Below are 24,879 nucleotides of genomic sequence, written 5' to 3' on the forward strand. Positions count from 1 at the left end.
GGCACCGGCGCGGTCAGCGCAACAGTGGCGTCGTCGTCGCCATGCGCCGGGACCTGGTCGTCCGGCAGCGTGCGGCCTACGATGACTTCGACTCGCGACCGCTGTTCGGGGAGGCAGGATGTGCCGCTGGCTGGCCTACACCGGGGAGCCCTTGCAGCCCTCCACGCTCGTCCTCGACGCGCAGCACTCTGTGGTGGCGATGTCGCTGAACTCGCCGCTCGGCGCGGAGACCGTGAACGGCGACGGGTTCGGCTTGGGCTGGTATCCCGCGGATGCCGCGCTGCCGCAGCATCCCGCCGTCTTCCGCAGCATCGAGCCGGCGTGGCATGACCAGAACCTGCGCGAGATCAGCCGGGCCGTGCGCAGCCCGCTGTTCTTCGCGCACGTGCGGGCGGCCGCCGGGCCGCCCATCCAGCAGACGAACTGCCACCCGTTCCGCTTCGACCGGTGGCTGTTCATGCACAACGGCGGGATCGCGCAGTTCGGACTGATCCGGCGCGACCTGATGCTGGCGGTCGACCCGTCGCTGTACCCGCACATCCAGGGCACCACCGACTCGGAGGTGCTGTTCCACCTCGGCCTGACCTACGGGCTCGCCGACGATCCGATCGCCGCCGTCGGCGCCGCGATCCGTCGCGTCGAGGAGGTGGGGCACGCGGCCGGCGTGCAGTTCCCGATGCAGGGCACGTTCGCGGTGTCGGACGGCGAGACGCTCTGGGCGTTCCGGTACTCGTCGCAAGGGCGGTCGCGCACGCTGTTCCACTCCGCGGACGTGCCCACCCTGCGGGCGATGTATCCCGACGCCTCGCGCCTGGACGCCTTCGGCGATCACGCGCAGGTCGTGGTGTCGGAGCCGCTCAACGACCTTCCGGGTGTGTTCCTCGAGGTGCCCGAGTCGACCGTCGCTGTGCTCGACCCGGACGGGTTCCGTCACGCGGCGTTCCTGGACTCCTGACCCTCGTCTGCGGGAGCCTTGGGATTGCGGATGCCCGCCCACGACACCAGGCCGCCGGCGACCATCATCGCCGCGGTCACGACGGCCGCGCGGTGGAAGCCCTCGAGATCGAGCTGCCCGCCCACGATCGTGGCGAGCATGGCGATCGTGACGAGTCCGGCGACGCGCGCGACGGCGTTGTTCACCGCTGAGGCGATGCCTGAGCGCTCCGTCTCGATCGCGCCCAGGATCGCCGAGGTCAGCGGTGCGACGGTGAGCGCGAGGCCGAGCCCCATCAGGATCATGCTCGGCAGCACCTGCCACCAGTAGTCGAAGGCCTGCGACACCGTGAGCAGCAGCAGCGCACCCGCGCCCATCGTGATCGGGCCGACCGTCATGAACAGCCGCGGACCCCATTTTCCGGCGAGGGCGCCGGCGCGCGAGCTGAGCAGGATGAGCAGGATCGTCACCGGCAGGCTCGCCAGGCCCGCGAGCGTCGCGGGCAGCCCGGCCCCCTGCTGGAGGTAGACCACGACGACGAAGCCGTTCAGCGCGAGCGCGCCGTAGATGAACGTGGTGGCGACATTGCCGGTCCAGAAGTTGCGCACCCGGAACAGATCGAGAGGGAGGATCGGATGCCGCGCGAAGCGCTGCCGGACGAGGAACGTCGCGAACAGCCCGGCGCCGACGACGAGCGGCACCCAGATCGCCGGTGACGTCCAGCCCAGTCGCGGCTGCTCGATGAGCGCGAACACCATGAGACCGAGGCCGAGGGTGCACAGGGCGGCGCTGAGCCAGTCGATCGCGGCATCCGCTCGCCTGCTGTCTTTCACCCCTGCGCGGGACAGCAGCCACAGCGTGATCGCGATGGGGACGACGTTGATGAGGAAGACGAGACGCCACGACAGGAAGTCGACGAAGAGGCCGCCGAGGATCGGGCCGGCGATCATCGCGGTGGTGGTCATTGCCGTCCAGATGCCGATCGCCCGGCCCTGTGCGGCTCCGCGGAAGGTCGACGTGATGAGCGCGAGCGAGCTCGGCACGAGGAAGGCGCCGGCGGCGCCCTGCAGCGCCCGCGAAATGATGAGGAACTCGGCCGTCGGCGCGAGGGCGATCGCGACACTCGTGATGCCGAAGCCGATCAGGCCGATGCGCATGACGAACGCGCGGCCGTAGGCGTCTGCGACCGAGCCCGCCACCAGGATGAGGGCGCCGAGCGTGATGAGGTAGGCGTCGACCACCCACTGCTGCGTCGTGAGGCCGCCGCCGAGTTCGTCGCTGATCGCCGGGAGTGCGACGTTGACCACCGTGCCGTCGAGGAACGCCACGAACGACGCCAGCACCGCGATGGCGAGGATCGTGCGTTCGCGGCCGGTCATGGTCTGGGGCATGCCGCCAACCTATCCCCGGGGGCGGACGGTGCGGGCGGTTGCGGCGATGTGCGCCGATTGGCGGCTTCGCGTCGCGTGACGTAAACTCTTCGGCGGTGACGTGTCCGAGCGGCCGAAGGTGCAACTCTCGAAAAGTTGTGTAGGGTAACCCCCTACCGTGGGTTCAAATCCCACCGTCACCGCCATGAATGCCTGATCAGATAGCGTTCTCGCTCCCCGATAACGGGAGTGGGAACGCTTTTCTGCTTCTCCGGATCGGGCGCCGGTCATCGGGCCGCGCTCGGTAGCGGACCGTCGCCGGCCGCACCTCGTCTTCCCAGAGCCATCCGGGTCGAGGCACTGGGAAAGCTCGTCGATCTGACCAGGTTCCCGCTCCGGCGCATGAGAACGCTCGCGCGGACGAGAACATATGCAACCCTCACTGGATGCGCGCGTGCGGCGCGTCGGGACCGGATCTCACTTCTCCGTGCGTTGACAAACGCGCTTCGCATAGTGAACACTCGTTCGTAGAACGAACGACTTGCGCTCGCCGTGACATGGTCGGAAAGCCGTTCCCGCCGCCGCCGACAGCGACTCCGCCGCAGAGACCCCCTCGCTGGCCAGGGACCCTTCTGTCCGCGCGCCGGGCATCTGCCTGAGGAGCCATGCATGACCGTCCCCGCCACAGAGGTGATCGACATCGCGGACACGTCGTTCTTCGACATCGACCGCCGCGCCATCTGGGACGAGCAGAATGCCATTTACACGGCCTTCCTCGCGGGCGACCGCGGCCGCATCGATCGCCACATCCACCCCGACGCCACGATCTGGGATGCCGTCACCGAGCGCATCGCGCACGGACTGGGCGAGCTCGACGCCATCCGCGCCGCCCGGCCGGTGGGCGAGGCACAGCCCGTGACGACCCGGATCGAGGTCGACCAGCCCGTCATCGACGTCTCGGGCGATCTCGCCGTGGCGCGCCACCTGCTGCGCGTCGAGCAGCACGGGCCCGACGGAGCGGTCCGTCAGCTCATGCGTGTCAGCCAGGGATGGCGCCGCATCGACGGCATCTGGTACATCATCCACTCCCACGAAGATCTCTTCTCGGTCGACCCGCTCTCCTGAGTGAGCGACCCCATCTCGAAAGGACCCCCATGGCCATCGACTATGTCTCGCGCCGCGCTCGCCTCGATGAGCGGCTGGATGCTGCGGGCATCGACGTGCTGTTCCTCCCGGCCTCCCAGACCGACCTCGAGTACTTCACCGGTCTTGAGCGCGGGGTGCCGTCATTCGGCAACATCGGCTACACGAACCACTGGATCTCGGGCGCGTTCTTCTCGCCCGGCAAGGAGCCTCTCTTCGTGCTCACCCGCCACCACCAGGAGTTCCACCTCCCGGGTGGCGTCGCCGGAGACATCATCACCGCCACCGAGTCCGACGACGGCGCCGAGGTGTTCCGCCGGGCCTTCGACGCGTTCAAGGCGCGGCCGCGCCGAGTCGCCGTGGGCGGGGCGCCGAGCGACGAGTCCTGTGTGCACGAGTCGGGCGCGAAGGAGCGCATCGCCGTCAGCGGCCGCACGTGGGCCGAGACGACTCTGCAGCTTCGCGAGCACCGGCCGGATGCCGACTTCACCGTGGCCGACGGCATCCTCAACGGCATCCGCCGCATCAAGGACGCGCACGAGATCGAGCTCATGACCGAGGCTTCGCGCATGGTCGACCAGGTCATGGCAGCGGTGAGCGACAAGGTGGTCGCCGGGATCACCGAGCTCGAGCTGGCCTCCGAGATCGACCTGCGCATCCGTCAGCTGGGTTCTCCGTCGTCGTCGTTCGACACCGCGGTGTGGGCGATGGGCAAGGGGATCGAGCGCGACGCGAGCGAGCGGCTGTCGCGCAAGGCGCTGCCCGACCGCGCCGGGGTGAACTTCGACTTCGGTGCGATCGTCGAGGGATACTGCTCCGACTTCGGGCGCACGGTGCACATCGGCCAGCCCGACGAAGAGTACGAGCGCGTGTACGACATCGTCATGGCGGCGCAGGAGGCGGGCCGCAAGGCGGCGGTGCCCGGCGCCACCGGCGGTGATGTGCACCGCGCGACGCGGGCGGTGATCGAGGAGGCCGGCTACGGCGATTGGTTCCGCCACCGCACGGGTCACAACATCGGCAAGGACGTGCACGAGCTGCCCTACATCTCGGAAGAGGATGAGACGCCGCTCGAGCCGGGCATGATGTTCACGATCGAGCCCAGCGTCTTCTGGCCCGGCCGAGTCGGGGTGCGGGTGGAGGATGTCTTCCTGCTCACCGACAGCGGCGAGACGGTGAAGATCAACGAGCTCGACAACGACATGCGGGTCAACGACTGACCGCAGCATCCGGTTCTTCCGACCTGGCCCCCACGCTCACGTGAGGGGCCAGGTCTCGTTTTGGACTCGACTGCTCGTCCTGCACCGGAAATGGTTGACAACGTTCGGACGCATAGTGAACACTCGTGCGTAGAACGAACACAGCAGGCTTGATGAGGCGCTGGGCGGATGCCGCTCTCGCGAGCTCTGACACGCCACACGACCCGAAGGAGCAGTCCCGATGAACACCACCGCATCGAGCCGGATTCTCGTCGGCCTCGCGGCTTGCACTGCGCTGGGCCTCGCGCTCGCGGGCTGCGCGGGCGACTCCGGCGGCGACGACGCCGGCGGCAACGGCGGCAGCGTCGCGGTCGCAGGCGTGACCATCGAGAAGAACGACGAACTGGCCGCCATGGTGCCTGACGACGTCGTCGAGCGCGGCACGCTCACCGCCATCCAGTTCGACAACGCTCCCGCCGACACGTTCGTCGGCGAGGACGACCAGATCACCGGCTGGGGACCCGACCTCGGGCGGGCCGTCGCCGGACTCCTCGGCCTCGAGTACACCGCCGAGGTCTCAGGAGCGTTCGACACCTTCATCCCCGGCATCGAGAACGGCCGCTTCGACACGTCGTGGGCGTCGATCATCGTGACCCAGGAGCGCCTCGACGTCGTCGACATCGTCGCCGTGCACGAGAGCACGACGGGCGTCATCACGACGGAGGACGCGGACCTCGACATCAGCACGCCCGAAGACCTCTGCGGCCTTCGGGTGGGCGCCCTCGCCGGCTCGGCCTTCCTCATCCAGCTGGAGGAGATCATCGCCACGTGCGAGGAAGCCGGCGAGGACGCCCCCACCGTGGATTCGTTCCCGCAACAGGGCGCCGCGCTGCTCGCGGTGAGCTCCGACCGCATCGACGCCTTCATGACGGCCAAGGGTCAGCTCTCGTGGCTGGTCCGCGAGGACAGCAGCGCCGAAGGGCTCGAGATCCAGCCCCTCGACTACCAGCCCAACCTCGAGGGCGTCGCCGTCGGCAAGGACTCGGGCCTGACCGAGGCCATCGCCGCCGCGATGAACCAGCTCATCGAAGACGGCTCGTACGAAGAGATCATGGGCTCCTGGGACATCGACTTCGGCCTGCTCGACGAGGCCGTCGTCAACCCCGACGTCGCCCAGTGACCGTCTGAACCTCAACGGCGACATGCATACCGCACGGCCCACACGGCCACGCAGCAACCGCCTCGAAGGGCGCACGGCGCTCGTGCTCGGAGCGGTCGGGGAACTGGGCCGCGCCGCGGCCACGGCACTGGCCGCTCTCGGTGCCCGTGTGGTCGTCGCGGATGACGACCGCACGGCCCTCGAGGGCGAGTACGGCGGCGACGAGCGCTTCGATGTCCCCTCGGCGACCACCTCGTCCGCCGAGGGGCTCGAGGCCCTCGCCGCGGCGCTTCCCGCGATCGACGTGCTGATCCACCGCCCCCTCGACGCGCACGGCGCATCCGAGACGGGGCAGGCGGAATCGGGGCTCGAAGCGATCCGCCCGTTCGTGCCGGCGATGACGAAGCGCCGGACCGGGTCGATCATCACTCTGACGTGCTCGACCACGACGCGGCCTGCCGGAGGGCGCGGCCTCACGGCCTCACCGGCGGGCCGCGACCTGCACCAGGTCGTGCGGGGACTCGCGAGCGAACTGCGGCCCTTCGGAGTCCGTGTGAACGCGGTCGAGCCACACGGGATCGAACCGACCGCGGCGGTCGCCTTCCTGGCCTCGGACGCGTCGACCCACGTCACCGGCGCAGTACTCGCCGTTGAGAGCGGGTGGTCGGCGTTGGAGAGTCTGGACGAGCGACGCGCCACGACCTCGTCGCTGCAACCCCTGGGCGCGCGGCTCGCCGCCGATGCGGGAGGCCGAGCGGCGACGCGGCTGGCGGCACTGCCGCTGCCCGCCCACGACACCGACACGTTGAATGAGGAAGCCTATGAGCGACGGCGCGCCTGACGATCGGCCCGCCCGCGGTCCGCTGACCACGACCCTGCAGATCGGCCGCGACCCGGTAGGGCCGCGCGTGCAGACCAACTCCGGTCGTCGCCTCGCCGCGAAGATCGGCGGCTGGGTGCTGCGGATCCTGGTCGTGCTGGTCGTGCTCGAGATCATCTCGAAGTTCCTCACCGCCGATGCGATGCGGTGGGACGTCGTGGGCGAGTACATCTTCAGTCCCAAGGTGCTGCAGGGGGTGGGGCTGACCCTCATCCTCACGGTGGTCGCGATGATCCTCGGATGCCTCATCGGCCTGGTCCTCGCGCTGATGAAGATCTCGAACAGCCTGCTGTTCAACGTGGCGGCCGACGGCTACATCTGGCTGTTCCGCGGCACTCCGCTGCTGGTGCAGCTGCTGTTCTGGTACAACCTGGCGAGCTTCCTGCCCAAGCTCACCCTCGGCATCCCCTTCGGTCCCCAGTGGCTCGAGTTCGACACCAACACGGTCATCACCTCGTTGGTGGCGGCTCTGCTCGGGCTGGGACTCAACGAGGGCGCCTACATGTCCGAGATCATCCGTGCCGGCATCCAGTCCGTCGACCAGGGGCAGAGCGAAGCCGCGGCGGCGCTCGGGATGTCGCGACGGCGTGCGATGCGCCGGATCGTGCTTCCGCAAGCCATGCGCGTGATCGTGCCGCCGACGGGCAACCAGGTCATCTCGATGCTCAAGGGCACGAGCCTCGTGAGCATTGTGGCGATCAGCGAACTGCTCTACACCGTGCAGGTGATCTACGCCCGCACGTTCGAGACCATTCCGCTCCTCGTCGTCGCGTGCATCTGGTATCTGATCCTCACCACGGTGCTCTCGATCGGGCAGCACTACATCGAGCGCCACTACGCGCGCGGCGCGACCCGGAACGCGCCCGACACGTATATGACGAAGCTGCGCAAGCTGCTCGGGCGCACCACGCCGATCACCTTCGAGGCGAAAGCGCAGGATCGCGTATGACCACGCTCACCGAACCGATCATCCGCATCCAGTCGGTCAGCAAGAATTTCGGCCCGCTCGAGGTGCTGCACGGCGTCGACCTCGAGGTGTTCCGCGGCGAGGTCGTGTGCGTGATCGGGCCGTCGGGTTCGGGCAAGTCCACCCTGCTGCGGTGCATCAACCACCTCGAGGCCCCCACCGCCGGGGTCGTCTGGCTGGGCGACGAGAGCATCGGCGTGCGCGAGAGCCGCGGACAGCTGGTGGAGATCCCACCGGCCGAGCTCGCCCGCCAGCGCACCGAGATCGGGATGGTCTTCCAGAGCTTCAACCTGTTCGGCCACATGACCGTGCTCGAGAACATCATCGAGGCGCCGATCCAGGTGATGGGTACCCCTCGTGCCGAGGCCGAGACCCACGCCCGTCAACTGCTGGAGTGGGTGCGCCTGGAGGGCAAGGAGTCGACCTACCCCCGGCAGCTGTCGGGCGGTCAGCAGCAGCGCGCGGCGATCGCTCGTGCGCTGGCGATGCGACCGCGGGTCATGCTCTTCGACGAGCCCACGTCCGCCCTCGACCCCGAGACCGTCGGAGAGGTGCTGTCGGTCATGCGGCGCCTCGCCTCGGAGGGGCTGACGATGATCGTGGTGACGCACGAGATCGAGTTCGCCCGCGAGGTCGCCGACCGCGTGGTCTTCATGGACGACGGTCGCATCATCGAGATGGGTTCGGCCGTGCAGGTTCTCGACGACCCGCGCGAAGAGAGGACGCAGCGCTTCCTGTCGCGCATCCTGAACACGCGCGCCGACGTCGACGAGTGACCGGGACGCCGCTCTGATCAGTCCTGTGCTCTGATCAGAGCGGCGGCCCTCCTTCCATCCTGCCTCGGCCGATCCGTGACGCGCGGAGGGCCGGCGACGGGAGGAAGGCCGAAACGGGCGTGATGACTCCCGCCGGTGAGTCGTCCCCCATCCGTCGCGCGAGGACGCGGAGGGCGGACGAAGACGGATGCCTCAGCGCTGGGTGCTGAGGAGGGCGATGTCGGAGCTGATCTGCGCGGTCGTCTCGAGCAGCGGCGGCAGGCAGTTCTCGATGAGCTCCTCGACGCTGACCCGCGACGTCGAGACCGTGACGTTCACGGCGCTGATGTAGGCGCCGGTGCGGGTGTCGACGACCGGGGCGGCGATCGACCGGGCGCCGAGGTCGAGTTCCTGGTTGTTCAGGGCCCAGCCCTGCTCGCGCACCTGGGCGATGCGCTCACGAAGCTCCTGCTCGTCGGTGACGGTCTGCGGCGTGAACTTCTCACGCGGATACTTGGCGAAGAACGCGTCGAGTTCGTCGGGGCTCATCGCTGAGAGCAGCACGCGGCCCGTGGACGTGCAGAACGCGGGGATGCGGCGGCCGATGCTCACCCGGAGGGGCATGACAGACTCCGCCGCGGCGCGAGCGACATACACGATGTCGCCGTCGTCGTACTCGCACGCCGAGCACGACTCGCCCAGGCGGGTCGAGAGTCTGCGCAGGTGATCCTGGGTCGTGTCGACACTCGATGAAGAGGAGAGGAACGCGTAGCCCAGGTCGAGCACGCGCGGTCTCAGGTAGAACCGGTTCTGCTGCATGCCGACGTAGCCGAGTGCTTCGAGTGTGAGCAGCGATCGCCGCGCCGAGGCGCGGCTGAGGCCTGCGATGCGGGCGACGTCGGCGAGCGTGAGCATCGTGCGCTCGTCCGAGAAGGCGCGGATGACGGCGAGGCCCCGGGAGAGGGACTGGACGAACTCCCCGGAAGGTTGCCGGGGCTCTTCGGCGTTCATGTCGTGCTCCCTCAGCGATCATGCGGCGTTGCGGGTCTCACCTTACTGATCGCCGCGCGAAGGAACCCACATCGACACAGGTCAGCGGATGTAGGACGCGCCGTTCACGTCGATCGTCGCGCCGCTGAGGTGGCGGGTGCGGCCGCTCGCGAGGAGTGCGACGAGTTCGGCGATCTCGCTGGGCGGAACCATCTCCCGCATGGCGAGGCTGTCGAGGAACGCCTGACGGCCGCCGCGGTCCTCGCTCGCCGACGCCGACATCTGGGTGTCGACCACCCCCGGTGCGATCAGATAGGCCAGCACTCCCTGGCTCGCGTACGAGCGGGCGACGGTCTTGATCGCGGCCGCTGTGGCCGCCTTGGACGCCGAGTACCCGACGAGGTTGGCGCTTCCGGCGCCGCGCTGGGCTGCCCAGCTGCTCAGTCCGATGAGCGACCCGCCGCCCTCGACGAAGTGTGCGACGGCACGGCGGATCAGCGTGAGCTGGCTGCGGGTGTTCACTTGCAGAGCGAGGTCGAGCGCGGCATCCCATTCCTCGTCCGAGGCGTGGAAATCCACTTTGGGCATGACGGCGGCATTGAGCACGGCGACGTCGATGCGTCCGGCCCAGGCGATCGCCTCCGCCCACAGGGTCGATGCACCCTCGGGTGTCGAGAGGTCTGCCCCGACCAGGTGCGCCGACCCGTCCGGGTAGCCCGCGATAGCTCCTCGCGCGCCGTCGGGGTGCGAGTTGTAGTGGGCGACGACGCGTGCTCCGCTGTGCGCGAGGCGTTCGACGATCGCCTGGCCGATGCCGGCGGACGCGCCGGTCACGAGCACCGTTCGGCCCGAGAGCTCGCCCGCTGCGGCAGCCGCTCCTCCGAGCGGAGCGGGTGCAGAATCCATGAGAGACCTCCGTGTGCGCCGCGACGTGCGACCTGACCAGCATACGGGTAATGTTCGTCATGCGACAAAAAGTTCGTACCGCGAACGCATCGAGGAGTTTGCATGAGGGTGTCGTCCCCCGGTGTCGGGTCGCCCGACGAGTCCGGATCGCTCGACTACGAGGGCCGGGAAGTGCCGGTCGCGGAATCCGACACCATCGCCTCGGCCATGGTCGCCGCCGGCGAGCTCGGCAACCGCCGCGACGACCGCGGCGACCTGCGCGGACTCTGGTGCGGTATGGGGGTGTGCCACGAGTGCGCGGTCACCGTCGACCACCACGAGGGCATCCTGGCGTGCGTGACGCCCGCGCGCGCGGGTCAGATCATCGAGACGCAGTCGGCGAAGCGGCACGTTCCCACCGCCGCCGCGGCCCCGCGTCCCGAATCCGAGCTCGCTCCGGACGTGCTGGTGGTCGGCGCCGGGCCCGCCGGTCTGGCCGCAGCCCGTGATCTGGCCGACGCAGGCCTCGACGTGGTCGTCACCGATGAGCGCACGAAGCTCGGCGGACAGTTCTACAAGCAGCCCGACCCGGCCTTCCCGATCGACGAGCAGCACCTCGACGGGCAGTACACCGCCGGGCGGCGTCTGATCGAATCGGCCCGGCAGTCGGGCGCCCGGCTGCTCCTCGGCGCCACCGTGTGGGCGGCCTTCGACGCCGACCGCCTGCTCGCCCGCGCCGACGACGAGCGATGGATCATCACGCCCAAGCGCGTCGTGCTCGCCACCGGCGCCTATGAGCGAGGAGTGCCGATCCCCGGATGGACGCTGCCCGGGGTGATGACGACCGGCGCGGGGCAGACGCTGCTTCGGTCGTACCAGGTGTCGCCGGGCCGGCGCGTGCTCATCGCCGGCAACGGCCCGCTCAACATCCAGCTCGCAGCCGAGCTCTCAAAGGCCGGGGTCGACGTCGTCGGGCTCGTCGAGGCCGCCCCGTTCCTGTCGCCCGCTCGCGGTGCCGCCGCGGTGCGCATGGGCCTCAATGCCCCGGGCCTCACCCGTGACGGCGTGGCCTACCTGGCTGCGCTCGCCGCGCGCCGGGTGCCGGTCATGCCGGGTTCGGTCGTCGAGTCTCTCGAGGGCGACCCGCAGCGGGGCGTCCAGCGGGCCACGGTCGCGCGCCTCGACCGCGAGGGACGAGCCACCGGTCGCCGCCGCACGTTCGACGTCGACGCCGTCTGCCTCGGCTACGGCTTCCTCCCCAGCAACGACCTCGCCCGCAGCCTGGGCGCCGAGCATGAGTACGACCCGGCGCGCGGGGCGCTGCGCGCGGTGACCGACGAGACCGGGCGCACCTCCGTCGAGACGGTGTGGGCCATCGGCGATTCGGCCGGTGTCCGCGGGGCGAAGTACGCGCAGGCCGAGGGTGCGGTCGCCGCCGCGGCGATCATCGCCGACCTGCGGGGCATCCCCGTCGCCCCCGACGCGCGGCTCGCGCGCACGGCTCGCCGGCACCTGTCGTTCCAGCGGGGGGTCAACGCCCTGTTCGCGGCTCCCGTGCTCACCGACCAGCTCGCGAAGCCGAGCACGATCGTCTGCCGCTGCGAGGGCGTGACCCACGGCGACCTCGTCGAGGCGATGACCGACGGAGTGTCGTCGCCCGGCGCCGTCAAGCGCGTGACCCGCGCGGGAATGGGCAAGTGCCAGGGGCGCTACTGCGGACCGGTGCTCACCGACATGGAGGCGCGCCGGCGAGGTGAGGCCGTAGCGGAGCGCTCCGGGTTCGCACCGCAGGCCCCGGTGAAGCCGGTGCCGCTGGGCGACGTCGCGCAGGCCTGACCCGAGCGGTCAGAAGCGGTCCGGCGCGAAGGGCGCCAGGTCGCGACCGGGGTCGCGCCCCAGCACGAGGTCGCTCAGCACGCGCCCCATGAGTGGCGATGCGGTGAAGCCCATGTAGGGGTAGAAGCCCAGCCAGACACCCGGATGCTTCGGCACGGCGCCGATGATCGGACTGTGGTCGGGGGTGCCGTTGCCGATGCCGACCCAGGTGCGCAGCAGCGACAGCTCGGCGATCGACGGCGCGATGCGGATGGCCATCGCGAGGTTCGCGCGGAGCGACTCGGGGTTCACCACCCATTCGCCGGCGGCGTTGCGGCGCGCGGGCCAGCCGCCCCCGATGAGGAGAGTGCCCGACTGCGCCTGCTTGAAGGTGAGCTTGCCCCCGGCGTAGTAGACCAGTTGCGACACCATCGGGTCGATCCGCTCGGTGACGCTCACCTGCACGGCGCCGCTGGAGATGGGGAGGTCGATATCGAGCAGGCGGCCGAGCGCCGGCATCCCGTCGCCGCCGGCGAGCACGACTTGACGTGCGCGCACCTCGCCGCGGGGAGTGCGCAGGATGTGGATGCCGCGTTCCTCGCGCAGTCCGTCGACCGGGGTGCGCGGCATGATGACGGCGCCCCGCTCCACGGCCCGGCGTGCGAACGCGGGAGCGACGAGCAGCGGATTGGCCTTGCCCTCGATCGGGCACAGCTCGCCCCCGACGACGTCGTCGGTGATCCAGGGCGCGAGCTGCCGCACGTCGTCGGCCGACAGCACCCGGCTCTCGATCCCGATGCTGTTCTCGAACGCGACCTTGCGCTCGATGGCGGGGAGTTGGCTGACGTCGTCGGCGATGAGCAGCCCGCCCTTCTTGCCGACCTGCAGGTCGGTGCCCAGATCGTCGCTCAGGGTGTCCCACAGCTCGAGGGAGTCGGCGAGGAAGCGAAGGGCGGGAAGCCAGGCGGAGGCCCACTCGTCGCCCTCTTCGAGGAACGGCTCGTGCTGGATCTGCCCGTGCAGACTGCCCGCGTTGCGACCGGATGCCTCGGTGTTCATGTCGTGCCGCTCGAGCAGCGCGACCGAGAGTCCTTCGCCGCTGAGATGGTACGCGGCGGAGGTGCCGCTGGCGCCGCCGCCGACGATCGCGACGTCGAAAACTTCGCCGTCGCCCTTTCGATCACTCATGGTTACACCGTATCCTGCTGTTCACAATACGTACACGTGTGCGCAGAGAGGTCATAAATGGCTCCGCAGTTCTCCGGTTCCTACACCGTCGCCGTCACCCCGTTCACCGACGATCTCCGTGCCGTCGACGTCGACCGCCTGAAGGCGTTCTTGGACTGGCAGCTCGAAGAGAAGGTCCCCGGAATCATCATGCTGGGTACGACGGGCGAATTCCTGTCGGTCACGCCCGAGGAGCGTCGGCTCATCATCGATGAGACTGTGAGGCACATCGACGGACGCATCCCGGTGCTGATCGGCACGGCCGACGCATCCACCACGAAGGCGGTGGCGCAGAGCGTCGAGGCCAAGGACCTGGGTGCCGACGGGCTCATGATCATCTCGCCCTACTACTACACGCCCACCGATGACGAGATCTATCGCTACTTCGAGGCGATCGCCGGCGCGCAGGATCTGCCGATCATGCTTTACAACAACCCGGTGACCTCGAACGTCGATCTGAGCGCCGAGCTCGTCGCGCGGTTGGCGAAGGACTTCGAGACCATCTCGTACATCAAGGAGTCGTCGCAGGACATCGCCCGCGTCCGGGACGTCATCGATCTGGCCGGCGACGACATCACGGTCTACGCGGGGGAGCGGGTCGTCGACTCGTTCCTGCTCGGCGCCAAGGGGTATGTGAACCCGTATGGCAACTACATCCCGCGCGCGTCGGCCGGAATCTGGGATCTGCTGGAGGCGGGACGCATCGACGACGCGCGCCGGATCGACGGCCTCATCAAGCGCTTCGACGCCATCATCGCCGCAGGTCACCCCACGTACGGGCACCAGTGCTACTCGAAGCGGCTGGCCGCGCGTGCGGGGTACCCGATGGGTACGGTCCGCCCGCCCCTCACGAGCTTCGAGCAGCTGGGCGCCGAGGGTGAGGAACGTCTCGCGCGCATCGGTGCCGTGATCGACGAGCTCGACGGCGTCACGCGCGATCTCGGCCTCTGAGCCGAGGACCGTCACCGAACGCAATCGCCAGGACACATAGCTGAAACAGAGGCGAATGTAAATTCGGTAACGAGTTAAGCTTCCGGATATCGATCTGGACACGCTCCGCACTTTTCATGTGACAATAGCCCGCACCACCCGAGAAGAGGCTGCCCCCCATGCCCGAGGACGCCACCGCCACCACCGACGCCGTGACGCAGGATGCCGAATGGCTGACGCGTGCCGTCTACGAGATGTATGACGCCTACCTGACATCTGACCGGGCGCGGGCCGACAGCTACATCGCCGACGACGTCACGATCTGGGACACCGAGCACGAGCCGCTCGTACATGGGCTCTCGGGCCTCAACCAGCTGCGCGACTCCCGCCCTGCGGGCAGCGTCGCATCGGTCGCCGGGATCGATGTGACCGACCCGGTCGTCGACGTGTGGGGTGACGTCGCGCTCGTCCGTCACACGTTCGCCGTGCGGTTCGTAGACCCGGCGGTCGCCCCCGAGCGGGTGCGCAACACGGCGGTCTGGCAGCGCCGGGACGGCCGCTGGCTCGTCGTCCACAACCACGAAGACGTTCTTCCCGAATAACCCGAAGTCCCATCACCGAGAAAGAGGAACCACAGTGAAGCGCTCTGTGAAACTGGTGGGCGCGGCAGCCCTCATCGCCGCATCCGCCCTCATCGTCAGTGCCTGTTCCGCCCCCGCTCAGAGCGAGTCGGAGGAACCCGCTGTCGAGTCGCTGGTCATCGACAAGTCGTTCGACCTCGTGACCGCTGACCCCGCCCGCATGTTCGAGACGACGGGCGGCATCGTGCTGCACGCCGTCTACGACAGCCTGCTCACCTTCGCCGACGGCAACGCCGAGGAACCGCTGCCGAGCGTGGCCTCCGAGTGGTCGGTCAACGACGACGCGACCGAGTACACGTTCACCATCCGCGACGGCATCACCTTCTCCGACGGCACGCCGCTGACCGCTGCCGACGTCGTCTTCTCGCTGAACCGCGTGAAGAACGTCCAGGGCAACGGTTCCTTCCTGATGTCGGGTCTGTCGGTCGAAGCGCCTGACGACACCACCGTCGTGATCACCTCCGAGGAGCCGAACACGGCCGTCCCGGCGATCGTGACCAGCCCGACGCTGGGCATCGTCAACAGCGCTCTCGTGAAGGAGAACGGCGGAACCGACGCCGAGGGCGCCGCAGACTCCGACACCGCGGAGGAGTTCCTCAACGAGACGTCGGCCGGCAGCGGCCCGTACACGATCGAGTCGTTCGACACCACGACCGAGACGGTGCTCGTGGCAAACCCCGAGTACTGGGGCGACGCGCCGGTCTACGACCGCGTCGTGCTGCGCAACGCCACCGCCGAGGCCCAGTTGATGGATGTCCAGAGCGGCACCGCCCACGTCGCGCTCGACCTGGGATCCGACCAGATCGCGGGCCTCGGGTCAGACGTCATCGTGAGCACCTCGCAGTCGCCGACGATCTTCTTCGTGTTCCTCAACGCCGACTCGGGCGTTTCGGAGATCACGTCGAACCCGGACTTCCGCGAGGCGGTCAAGTACGGTCTCGACTTCGACGGCATCCTCGAGCTCGCCGGTGAAGGCGCGGAGCGCGCTTACGGCATCGTCCCCTCGTCCTACCTCGGCGCCCTGGGTCCCGACGGTGCGGTCGAGCGCGATGTCGACCGTGCGACGGAGGCAGCCGGCCGCGTCGGCGGCGACCTGTCCGTCGACCTCGAGTACGCGAGCGACTTCTCGAGCAACGGTCTGTCGATGCAGCCCTTCGCCGAGCGCATCGCCTCGCAGCTGGCCGAGGTCGGCATCACGGTGAACCTGAAGCCCGGTCCCATCGCCACGACGCTCGAGAGCTACCGTGCGGGCACGGAGCAGATGGGCCTGTGGCTGTGGAACCCGGACTACCCGGACTCGGCCGACTACCTGGCCTTCGGTCCCGGTGAGGTCGTCGGTCTCCGTGCAGGCTGGGCGGCCGGCGCCGACCCCGAGCTCGAGGCTGTCATGGCCGAGGTCGCGACCGAGACGGATGCGGCGACCCGCGAGACGCTCTACCAGGAGTTCCAGCAGCTGCACAACGAAGCCGGTGTGATCATCCCGCTGTTCCAGCCCGCGGCGTCGGTCGTCTCGGCGTCGGCGATCGGGGAGGTCAAGTTCGACCCGGTATTCTCGCTGGACATCGCAGCCATCGGCCGCTGATCCGACGCACACGCTCCGAGGGGGGAGTTCGTCTCCCCCTCGGGGCGTGTGCCGCCTCACCCATCCCCCCTCATCAGAAATCCGAGGTGACCCGTGGCGCTGTTCATCGCCAAGCGGTTGGGCGCCGCCGTACTCCTGGTCATCGGCACGATCCTCGTCGCGTTCCTCCTCACCGCGGTTCTCCCCGGTGACGCCGCGACGGCGCGGCTGGGCGAACGCGCCGCGGCCGACCCCGAACTCGTCGCCGCGATGCGCGAGCGCCTGGGGCTCGACCGGCCGCTGTACGAGCAGTTCTTCCTCTACGTCTCGGGCGTGACCCGGGGCGATCTGGGCGAGTCGGTGCAGACTGCGCGTCCGGTCATGACGGACCTGCAGCTGTTCGGACCCGCGTCGGCCGAGCTGGCACTCGCGGCCACCCTCATCGCCGTGATCGTCGGCGGCGGCCTCGGCATCGTCGCCGCGCTCCGTGCGAACGGTCACCTCGACAACGCGCTGCGGGCTCTCAGCCTCGGCGGTGTCTCGATCCCGATCTTCTGGTTCGCGCTCATCGCGACCGCGATCTTCTCCACCCAGCTGGGCTGGTTCCCCTCGTCGGGCCGGCTCGACGCGGGTGTGATCCCTCCACCGCGGGTCACCGGCTTCTACACGATCGACTCGCTCCTGGCCGGTGATCTGCCCCTCTTCTGGCAGGCGGTGACCCACCTGATCCTCCCCGCGATCGTGCTGTCGGCCGCGATGGTCGGACTCCTGATGCGCTTCACCCGGGCATCGGTGCTCGACGTCCTGGGTCAGGAGTACATCCGGGCGGCCGAGGCGAAAGGCCTCAGCGGCCGGCGGGTGGTCTTCGGACACGTCCTGCGCGGCGCGCTCGTCCCCGTGATCACGGTCGTCGGCACCGCCTTCGCCTCGCTTCTGGCGGGAACGGTGCTCGTCGAGCAGATCTTCGCCTGGCCGGGCATCGGGTCGTACGCCTACCGGGCGGCCTCGACACTCGACCTCGCCGCCATCGTGGGCGTGACGATCTTCGTCGCCCTCATCTACATCTTCGTCAACCTCGTGACAGACATCCTGTACGGGGTCATCGACCCGAGGATCCGTCGCGCATGACTGTCACCGAGCAAGCCCTCGACACGGTGGACCCCGTCGGCTCCGTCGACAAGCGGCGCTGGATTCCCCGCTGGCGTCTGCCCGCAGCCTGGCGTCGCCCGCTGGCGATCGTCGGTGTGCTGATCGTCGCGTTCTGGGTGTTCGTGATGATCTTCGCGCCTCTCCTCGCGCCTTACGACCCGCTCGCGCAGGATTCCGCCCGGTTCCTTCCGCCCTCGCCCGAGCACTGGTTCGGCACCGACGGAGTCGGCCGCGACGTGCTCTCGCGCGTGATCTACGGCGCACGGATCAGCATCCCGATCGCGGTCATGCTTGTGCTGCTCTCGCTCGTGATCGGCGCCACGATCGGGGCGCTCAGCGGCTACTTCGGCGGTGGCGTCGACGCTGTCGCGATGCGCGTGGTCGACCTCTTCTTCGCGTTCCCCGCGATCATCCTGGCGATGGCGGTGTCGGCAGCGCTCGGCCCCTCGCTCGTGAATGCCGTGCTGGCCATCGTGGTCGTCTCGTGGCCGGCGTACGCGCGCGTGACCAGATCCCTGGTCATAGGTCTGCGCGACAGCAACTTCATCGCCGCCTCGCGGCTGATCGGCGCGTCACCGGCCCGCACGCTCGGTCGCGACATCGCGCCGAACATCCTGGGCCCGATCGTCGTGATCTCGACGCTCGAGCTCGGAAACGCGATCCTGCTGCTCGCTGGCCTGAGCTACCTCGGGCTCGGCGCGGTCCCGCCCACTCCCGAGTGGGGTGCGATGGTCTCGGAGGGCTCACGGGTGTTCTACAACTACTGGGTCGCCCTGTTCCCGGGCCTCGCGATCTTGAGCATCGTGCTCGCCTTCAACTTCATCGGCGACTCGCTGCGCGACGCCCTCGACCCCCGCACGTCCCGCGCCGTGCAGTCGATGGAGCTGTGATGGCCACTCTTCTCGACATCCGCGACCTTCACATCGCCGTGGGCGGACGGGCGCTCGTCGACGGCGTCGACATCACGGTCGAGCCCGGCGAGGTCGTGGGCCTCGCGGGTGAGAGCGGCAGCGGCAAGACGCTGACGGCCCTCACCGCGCTCGGCTTCCTGCCCGACAACGCCACCACCTCGGGCCAGGTGCTCCTGGACGGGCAGGACGTGCTCTCGCTCGACACCGCCGCTCTGCGCCGGCTGCGCGGCGACCGGGTGGCGATGGTCTTCCAGGACCCGATGACGTCGCTGCATCCGATGCTCACGATCGAGACCCAGCTCACCGAGCACCAGCGGGTGCACCGGGGTCTCACGCGAAGGCAGGCCCGTGAGCACGCGATCGAATTGCTCGATCGTGTGCGCATCCCCGCCCCGCATCTCGCGATCCGCTCGTATCCGCACCGCTTCTCGGGCGGCATGCGCCAGCGGATCTCGATCGCCTCGGCTCTCGCGTGCGAGCCCGAGCTGCTGATCGCCGACGAGGTGACGACCGCCCTCGACGTCACGGTGCAGGCCGGCATCCTCAACCTGCTCCAGAGTCTTCGCGAGGAGCTGGGGATGGCGATGCTGTTCATCACGCACGACCTCGCGGTCATGAACGTGGTCTCCGACCGGCTGTACGTGATGCGGTCGGGCAAGGTCGTCGAGACGGGTGTCACGCGGGACGTGCTCGCCGAACCGCAGCACGAGTACACGCGGGCGCTCGTCGACGCGCTCCCCGACACGGAGGTGGCGCGATGACCGCGCTGAAGGTCGAAGACGTCGTCGTCGAGTACAAGGTCACCGGTCGCCCCACCGTTCGGGCGGTCGATGGTGTCTCGATCCATGTCGAGGCGGGCGAGGTCCTCGGACTCGTCGGCGAGTCGGGCTGCGGAAAGTCCTCCCTCGGGCGCGCGATCGTCGGACTCAACCCCCTCGATTCGGGCAAGGTCCTCATCGACGGCCGGTCGATCGCGCCGCTCGGGCGTCGTGCCCGTCCCGTCGCAGACCGCACCGTGCAGATGGTCTTCCAGGACCCGTACTCCTCGCTGAACCCCCGCCGACGCGTGGGCCGCCAGATCCAGGATGCCGTGCCCGGCCGCGGCGGAGCCGCCCGCGTGCGCGAGCTGCTCGAAGCGGTGGGTCTCCCGGCGTCTGCCGCCAACCGGTTTCCGCACCAGTTCTCGGGGGGGCAGCGTCAGCGGATCGCGATCGCGCGGGCGCTCGCCTCGGATCCGCGGGTCATCGTCGCCGACGAGCCGGTATCGGCACTCGACGCCTCTACCCGGCTGCAGGTTGCCGGGCTGCTCTCCGACACCGCGACCGCTCAAGGAGTCGCGCTGCTCATGATCTCGCACGACCTGTCGGGTCTGCGGGTCATCGCCGACCGCATCGCGGTCATGCACTTCGGGCGCATCGTCGAGGTCGCCCCGACCGACGTGATCTGGGCCGAGCCGCGGCATCCGTACACCCGTGAGCTCATCAGCGCGATCCCGCGCCTGGGTCGTGACGCGCCCATGCCGTCCGCGCCCGAACGGCGAGGAGCCGTCATCCGAACCGACGAGGAAGCCCGGCTGGTCGAATGCGCACCCGGGCATTTCGTCGCAGCCGAGGCGTTGGTCGCGTCCTGAGGGCGCAAGATCGCCGGCAACACAGAGAGGAGCGATGCAGGTGGGTGTAGTCACCTCGTTCGAGACGAAGGGTCATGCCGAGCTTCGCAATCTGCGGCTCGTCGACGTCGAGGAAGGGGTCGTGCGTGCGGGTCTTGCGATCAGGATCCGCGACGGCGTGATCGAAGCGATCATCCCCGACGACGGGTCGAGCGAGGGGTCCGGCACGTCCGGCCTCCCTGTGCTCGACATGGGCGGCGCCTTCGTGGCTCCGGGACTCATCAACATGCACACGCACTTCTCGCTGTCGCTCCCCGGTCCCGTCGGAGAGCGACTCGAGTCGATGGATCCCGCGGGGATCGCCCTCTACATGGCCGACGGCGCTCGCCGCACCCTGCACAACGGCGTGACGACCGTGCGGTGCGTCGCCGAGAAAGGTCACGCGGACTTCGCGCTGCGGGAGGCGATCGGCAGCGGTTGGGTGCAAGGCCCCCGCATCTACACCGCCGGGCGGGCGCTCGTGTGCACGGGCGGCCACGGCCACTCGTCGGACGACACCATGGAGTGCGACGGCGCCGACGAGTTCGCCCGGGGCGTGCGCACGCAGATCCGCGCCGGTGCCGACCTCATCAAGATCATGATCTCGGGCGGTATCGCCGGCGAGCACGAGACGATCTCGACCCCGCAGCTCACCACCGACGAGATGGCGGCGGCGATCTCGACCGCCCACGCGTGGGGCCGCAAGGTCACCGCTCACGCGGGCCCGGCCGCGGTCATCGCCGAGGCCGTGCGCCTCGGTCTCGACTGCGTCGAGCACGGCTACGAGCTGACTGCAGAGGTGTGCCGAGCGATGGCCGAGAACGGAACGGCACTGGTGCCGACGCTCATCGTCACCCGCTCGGGCGCGTTCTTCGACGAGCTCGGGGTTCCGCAGTGGATGCAGCAGCGCTCCCTCGGTGCCGGTGAGCGCCACATCGCGTCGTACCGGATGGCCCTGGAAGCGGGTGTCGACGTGCTCCTCGGCAGTGACATGCCCCCGTTCTGGCCGTTCGAGGGCACGTCGGCGGTCGTCCGCGAGCTCGAGCACATGCACGACTTCGGACTGGATGCCGCGCGCACGCTGCGCGCGGGAACCCTCGCGCCCGCGCGGTGGCTCGGCATCGATGACCAGACCGGCAGTATCGCCGAGGGCAAGTGGGCCGATCTGATCGCGCTCCCCGAAGACCCGCTGGCCTCTCCGTCGGCGCTTCGCGACCTCGACTTCGTCATGCAGGGCGGCGTCGTCGTCCGAGACGACGGCAGGGCGACGCCCGGCACGGAGGAGCGGTGATGACGACCGGCGATGGCGACATGGAGCTCTACGACCTCGAGGTCGTGGTCGATCGCATCGAGGGGCGCTCGGTCTGCGGCATGGCCGTGGGCGACCGCTTCACGGTGACCGGCAGCAACGAGCTGCGCATCCCCGGCGACACGCACTTCTGCCTGTACGCACTGAGCGCCGCGCTCCCGCTCATTCCGGCGAAGCAGCGGCCGCTGCCGGCCTGCGACTGGCTCGAACGAGACAGCGAGGTCGCGTGCCCCGACCCCGAGGAGCGGCTCGTGATGCGCATCGAGCGGGGCGCGCTGCGCTCGATGGACTCGAGCGAGCTCACGTGAACGGCTCCGGTGTGCCGATCTCGCTCGGCCTGCAGACCGACAAGGCGCGCGGCGCGTATGCCGAGCTGGCTGTGCTGGCCGAGGAGCTGGACTTCGACGGGGTGAGCGTCTTCTCCGACCTGCTCTACCAGTCGTCGATCGTGCCCCTCATCGAGATGGCCTGGGCGACGGAGCGGATCCGCCTCGGCTGCGCGTGCTGGAATCCCTTCACCCTCCACCCGTACGAGATCGCGAATCAGGCGGCGCTGCTCGACGAGCACAGCGGCGGCCGCGCGTACGTCGGTCTCGCGCGTGGGTCATGGCTCGACGGAATCGGCGTGCAGCCGAAGCGCCCGGTCGCACATCTGCGTGATGCTGTGGGATTCATCGACGCTCTGCTCGAGGGTGAGGGCCGCGGCTATGAGGGGCCGACCTTCCGGCTGGACGAGGGCGTGCGACTCGTCACGCACTCGCGCCGGCTTCCGATCCTGGTGGGCTCGTGGGGGCCGCTCGGTGCGGCGCTGGCCGGTGAGCGCGCCGACGAGATCAAGATCGGCGGATGCGCTAACCCGGCCATGATCGGAGTCACCCGTGAGCGGCTGCGAGTCGGTGCCGACTCCGCCGGGAGGCGGGCCGAGGACATCGGCGTCGTGCTCGGCGCGGTGACCGTGATCGATGGTGACCGCGATGCCGCCCGGAGCCTGGCCCGCCGAGAGGTCGCCATGTATCTCGATGTCATCGCCGAGCTCGATCCGACCGTGCAGCTGCCCCCCGACCTCATCCCGACGATCCGCGAACGGATCCGCGACGGTCGCGACGACGCCGGCGAGATCATCCCCGACGACGTCCTCGACCTGTTCGCGTTCGCGGGCGACCCCGACGACATCGCCGCGCAGGCGCAGGGGCTCATCGATGCGGGCGTGGACCGCATCGAGTTCGGCACGCCGCACGGCACCGACGAAGCGGAGGGGATCCGCCTGCTCGGACGCGAGGTGCTTCCGCGGCTGAGTCCGGCTCGGCGCCCGGCGCCCGGCCGATAGACGTTCTCGAGCGTGCCCTCATGCGGCACGCGCGACCCTGAGAGGAGACAGCAGTATGACGATGACGCGTCCGGCGGACGGCCCCGCGGCCGAGAGCGAGATCGTGCCGGTGGTCGCCCAGGACCTCGAGGAGATCTGGACGCCGTCGGCCGTGCGGCTGCAACCGGGCTCGGGGCGCGTCCTCGTGATGGAGACCCGCCCCGACTCCGAGGCGAACGCGTACATCGGACGCGTGACGCTCCACGATCCCGTCAGACCGGATGCCGCGCCTCCCGTCCTCGTCGACCGCGGGCCCGGCATACGCCTTCCCGCTTTCGCGCCGGACGGCGCTGCACTGGCGTGGGTGACGACGCGGGATGGCCGCAGCGTCATCCGCGAAGCATCCGTCGCGGCCACCGGCGAACCGTCGGCGGTGCGCGACGTCGCCGAACTGCCCGACGCGATAGAGGAACTCGCCTGGTCGCCGGACGGTGTGCACCTGGCCGTCGTCGCCAGGGTGCCGGTCGACCGCTCGTGGTTCGAGACGTCCGAGGATCGCCGGCCGCCGCTGCGGCTGACGACACTGCGGTTCTCGGCGGACGGGATCGGGTGGACGGTCAACAACCGCCGTCAGATGTTCGTCGTCGACGTCGCGAGCGGCGACGCGCGGCTCGTGAGCGACGGGACGGCCGACGACCACGACATCGCCTGGACGGCCGACGGCGAGGGGCTGCTGTTCACCTCGCAGCGCCAGCCCGACTGGGATCTCACCGAGGCGAACGCCCTGCACCGGCTCGACCTCGCCTCGGGCACGGTCCGCACGCTCACCGACGCGACCCGCGAGATCGTCCGGCCCGTCCCCTCGCCGGACGGCACCCGGGCAGCGGCGATCGCGGTCGATATCGCGCGGTATCCCAGCAGCGCGTTCCCCGCGCTCATCGACCACTCGTCCGGCGAGGTCGTCGATCTGCGCTCCGTGATCGACCGCGACGTGTCGCCCGGCTCGATAGCGTGGGTCTCGAATGACGCGTTCGTCGCGGTCGTGGGGTCGGAAGGGCGGATCGAGGTCGTGGAGATCTCGTGTGCCGCCGGCGAGCCCGTGTCGGCGCGGCCGATCCTCACCGGACCACGGCAGGTCACCGTCTTCGCCGGTCATGCCGACCGCTGGGTCGCCGTCGAGTCGTCGCCGTCGAGCCCGCCGAGGGTGATCGTCGGCATGGGGTCCGATTCGACCGTGCTCCACGACCCGAACGCTCACTACCGGGCCACCCACCGCCTCGGTGACGCCGAGCACATCCCCGTCGACGTCGACGGCACCACGATCGACTCCTGGATCGCGACGCCCGATGCCGACGGCCCCCACCCGCTCGTGGTGTGGCTCCAGGGCGGCGGCACGCAGTACGGATACCAGTGGTCACATGAGGTGCAGCTGCTCCTCAGCGCGGGTTACGCCGTCGCGTGGCTGAACCCGAGGGGTTCGGCGGGCTACGGCACGGCCTGGATGAAGGTCAACGCCGCGCCCGGTGCCGCGGAGCCGGGGGAGGGATGGGGCAACCGCGACGTGCAGGACATCGTCGCGGTCGTGGAGCACCTGAAGTCGATCCACGACATCGATCCCGCGCGGGTCGGCGTCATGGGGGGCTCGTACGGCGGGATGATGACGGCGTTCCTGCTCGCCAAGACAGACCTCTTCGCCGCAGGCTGGGCCGAGCGCGGGGTCTACAACCTGTACAGCGATGCCGCCACGAAGGATGAGGCCCCCTGGTTCTTCGAGAGCTACCTCGGCGTCTCGCACCTCGACGATGCGACCCCCTACTGGGATGCCTCGCCCCTGAAGTACGTGGCCGGCATCACGGCGCCCCTGGCCATCGTCCACTCCGAGAATGATCGCCGGTGCGCGATCCAGCAGGCCGAGGAGCTCTTCTTCGCGCTGCGGCGGCTCGGCCGGCAGGTGGAGTTCATCAGGTTCCCGGGCGAGGGGCACTCGCTCACCCGCGAAGGCACGCCGGTGCACCGACGCCAGCGAGCGGACCTGCTGCTGGACTGGTTCGGCGTGACACTCTCGGGTGAGGCGCGACTGCCCGCAACCGTATAGTTCTT

23 protein-coding genes and 1 tRNA gene are annotated in these 24,879 nt (G+C 69.4%); 20 read left to right on the forward strand and 4 right to left on the reverse strand.

Annotated features, from left to right (window positions below):
• Positions 1-118: 118 nt before the first annotated feature.
• A complete protein-coding gene (locus H9622_RS06505; RefSeq protein WP_191765346.1) occupies positions 119-955 on the forward strand; it encodes a class II glutamine amidotransferase in 837 nt (278 codons plus the stop codon).
• Here H9622_RS06505 and H9622_RS06510 read toward each other — a convergent pair.
• Entirely contained in the window at positions 931-2,325 is a 1,395-nt protein-coding gene (locus H9622_RS06510; protein WP_191765348.1) for an MFS transporter, read from the reverse strand. The two genes, H9622_RS06505 and H9622_RS06510, sit on opposite strands and share 25 nt — an antisense overlap.
• Before the next feature lie 94 nt (positions 2,326-2,419).
• Between H9622_RS06510 and H9622_RS06515 the strand changes: the two genes are divergently transcribed.
• From H9622_RS06515 to H9622_RS06545, 7 genes are all read left to right on the forward strand, one after another.
• A tRNA-Ser gene (locus H9622_RS06515) sits at positions 2,420-2,510 on the forward strand.
• 463 nt (positions 2,511-2,973) lie between these two features.
• Positions 2,974-3,429 carry a YybH family protein gene (locus H9622_RS06520; RefSeq protein WP_191765351.1) on the forward strand — a complete coding sequence of 152 codons (456 nt, stop codon included), beginning with the start codon at positions 2,974-2,976 and terminating at the stop codon, positions 3,427-3,429.
• 29 nt (positions 3,430-3,458) lie between these two features.
• Complete coding sequence (locus H9622_RS06525) at positions 3,459-4,667, forward strand: M24 family metallopeptidase (protein WP_191765353.1); 1,209 nt, start codon at positions 3,459-3,461, stop codon at positions 4,665-4,667.
• Between the two features lie 220 nt (positions 4,668-4,887).
• Positions 4,888-5,826, forward strand: coding sequence for a transporter substrate-binding domain-containing protein (locus tag H9622_RS06530; protein ID WP_191765355.1), 939 nt, complete (start codon positions 4,888-4,890; stop codon positions 5,824-5,826).
• A gap of 22 nt (positions 5,827-5,848) precedes the next feature.
• Complete coding sequence (locus tag H9622_RS06535; protein ID WP_191765357.1) at positions 5,849-6,646, forward strand: SDR family oxidoreductase; 798 nt, start codon at positions 5,849-5,851, stop codon at positions 6,644-6,646.
• Entirely contained in the window at positions 6,627-7,634 is a 1,008-nt protein-coding gene (locus H9622_RS06540) for an amino acid ABC transporter permease (protein WP_225221564.1), read from the forward strand. Before H9622_RS06535 ends, H9622_RS06540 begins: the two co-directional genes overlap by 20 nt.
• Positions 7,631-8,428: an amino acid ABC transporter ATP-binding protein gene (locus H9622_RS06545; RefSeq protein ID WP_225221565.1), complete on the forward strand. Its 798-nt coding sequence runs from the start codon at positions 7,631-7,633 to the stop codon at positions 8,426-8,428. Before H9622_RS06540 ends, H9622_RS06545 begins: the two co-directional genes overlap by 4 nt.
• Before the next feature lie 192 nt (positions 8,429-8,620).
• On the opposite strand, the gene H9622_RS06550 is transcribed toward H9622_RS06545, so the two are convergent.
• Positions 8,621-9,418, reverse strand: a complete 798-nt coding sequence (locus tag H9622_RS06550; protein WP_191765359.1) for an IclR family transcriptional regulator domain-containing protein — start codon at positions 9,416-9,418, stop codon at positions 8,621-8,623.
• An 81-nt stretch (positions 9,419-9,499) separates the two neighbouring features.
• Positions 9,500-10,303: an SDR family NAD(P)-dependent oxidoreductase gene (locus H9622_RS06555; RefSeq protein ID WP_191765361.1), complete on the reverse strand. Its 804-nt coding sequence runs from the start codon at positions 10,301-10,303 to the stop codon at positions 9,500-9,502.
• A 102-nt stretch (positions 10,304-10,405) separates the two neighbouring features.
• Here H9622_RS06555 and H9622_RS06560 point away from each other — a divergent pair, with 102 nt between their 5' ends.
• The gene (locus H9622_RS06560) at positions 10,406-12,118 is read left to right on the forward strand and encodes an FAD-dependent oxidoreductase (RefSeq protein ID WP_191765363.1); all 1,713 of its coding nucleotides are present in this window, start codon (positions 10,406-10,408) and stop codon (positions 12,116-12,118) included.
• Positions 12,119-12,127: 9 nt separating this feature from the next.
• On the opposite strand, the gene H9622_RS06565 is transcribed toward H9622_RS06560, so the two are convergent.
• On the reverse strand, positions 12,128-13,285 hold the full coding sequence (locus H9622_RS06565; protein ID WP_191765365.1) for an NAD(P)/FAD-dependent oxidoreductase: 1,158 nt from the start codon (positions 13,283-13,285) through the stop codon (positions 12,128-12,130).
• A 57-nt stretch (positions 13,286-13,342) separates the two neighbouring features.
• Here H9622_RS06565 and H9622_RS06570 point away from each other — a divergent pair, with 57 nt between their 5' ends.
• The 11 genes from H9622_RS06570 (at position 13,343) to H9622_RS06620 (ending at position 24,874) form a co-directional block, all read left to right on the forward strand.
• On the forward strand, positions 13,343-14,275 hold the full coding sequence (locus tag H9622_RS06570; protein ID WP_191765367.1) for a dihydrodipicolinate synthase family protein: 933 nt from the start codon (positions 13,343-13,345) through the stop codon (positions 14,273-14,275).
• A 158-nt stretch (positions 14,276-14,433) separates the two neighbouring features.
• The gene (locus H9622_RS06575) at positions 14,434-14,856 is read left to right on the forward strand and encodes a DUF4440 domain-containing protein (protein ID WP_191765369.1); all 423 of its coding nucleotides are present in this window, start codon (positions 14,434-14,436) and stop codon (positions 14,854-14,856) included.
• Between the two features lie 34 nt (positions 14,857-14,890).
• Positions 14,891-16,477: an ABC transporter substrate-binding protein gene (locus H9622_RS06580; RefSeq protein ID WP_191765371.1), complete on the forward strand. Its 1,587-nt coding sequence runs from the start codon at positions 14,891-14,893 to the stop codon at positions 16,475-16,477.
• A 93-nt stretch (positions 16,478-16,570) separates the two neighbouring features.
• A complete protein-coding gene (locus H9622_RS06585; RefSeq protein WP_191765373.1) occupies positions 16,571-17,584 on the forward strand; it encodes an ABC transporter permease in 1,014 nt (337 codons plus the stop codon).
• Positions 17,581-18,495, forward strand: a complete 915-nt coding sequence (locus H9622_RS06590; RefSeq protein WP_191765375.1) for an ABC transporter permease — start codon at positions 17,581-17,583, stop codon at positions 18,493-18,495. Before H9622_RS06585 ends, H9622_RS06590 begins: the two co-directional genes overlap by 4 nt.
• Positions 18,495-19,277 (forward strand): ABC transporter ATP-binding protein, encoded by a 783-nt coding sequence (locus H9622_RS06595; RefSeq protein ID WP_191765377.1) that lies wholly within the window; start codon positions 18,495-18,497, stop codon positions 19,275-19,277. Before H9622_RS06590 ends, H9622_RS06595 begins: the two co-directional genes overlap by 1 nt.
• Complete coding sequence (locus H9622_RS06600; RefSeq protein WP_191765379.1) at positions 19,274-20,146, forward strand: ATP-binding cassette domain-containing protein; 873 nt, start codon at positions 19,274-19,276, stop codon at positions 20,144-20,146. Before H9622_RS06595 ends, H9622_RS06600 begins: the two co-directional genes overlap by 4 nt.
• Positions 20,147-20,180: 34 nt before the next feature.
• A complete protein-coding gene (locus H9622_RS06605; protein ID WP_191765381.1) occupies positions 20,181-21,455 on the forward strand; it encodes a metal-dependent hydrolase family protein in 1,275 nt (424 codons plus the stop codon).
• Positions 21,455-21,781 (forward strand): TIGR04076 family protein, encoded by a 327-nt coding sequence (locus tag H9622_RS06610; protein ID WP_191765383.1) that lies wholly within the window; start codon positions 21,455-21,457, stop codon positions 21,779-21,781. The genes H9622_RS06605 and H9622_RS06610 overlap by 1 nt, the downstream gene beginning before the upstream one ends.
• The gene (locus tag H9622_RS06615; protein ID WP_318247049.1) at positions 21,778-22,800 is read left to right on the forward strand and encodes an LLM class flavin-dependent oxidoreductase; all 1,023 of its coding nucleotides are present in this window, start codon (positions 21,778-21,780) and stop codon (positions 22,798-22,800) included. The genes H9622_RS06610 and H9622_RS06615 overlap by 4 nt, the downstream gene beginning before the upstream one ends.
• A gap of 55 nt (positions 22,801-22,855) precedes the next feature.
• The gene (locus tag H9622_RS06620) at positions 22,856-24,874 is read left to right on the forward strand and encodes an alpha/beta hydrolase family protein (protein ID WP_191765385.1); all 2,019 of its coding nucleotides are present in this window, start codon (positions 22,856-22,858) and stop codon (positions 24,872-24,874) included.
• Positions 24,875-24,879 lie beyond the last annotated feature (5 nt).

The sequence above is a fragment of the Microbacterium gallinarum genome, from assembly GCF_014837165.1.
GTDB lineage: Bacteria > Actinomycetota > Actinomycetes > Actinomycetales > Microbacteriaceae > Microbacterium > Microbacterium gallinarum.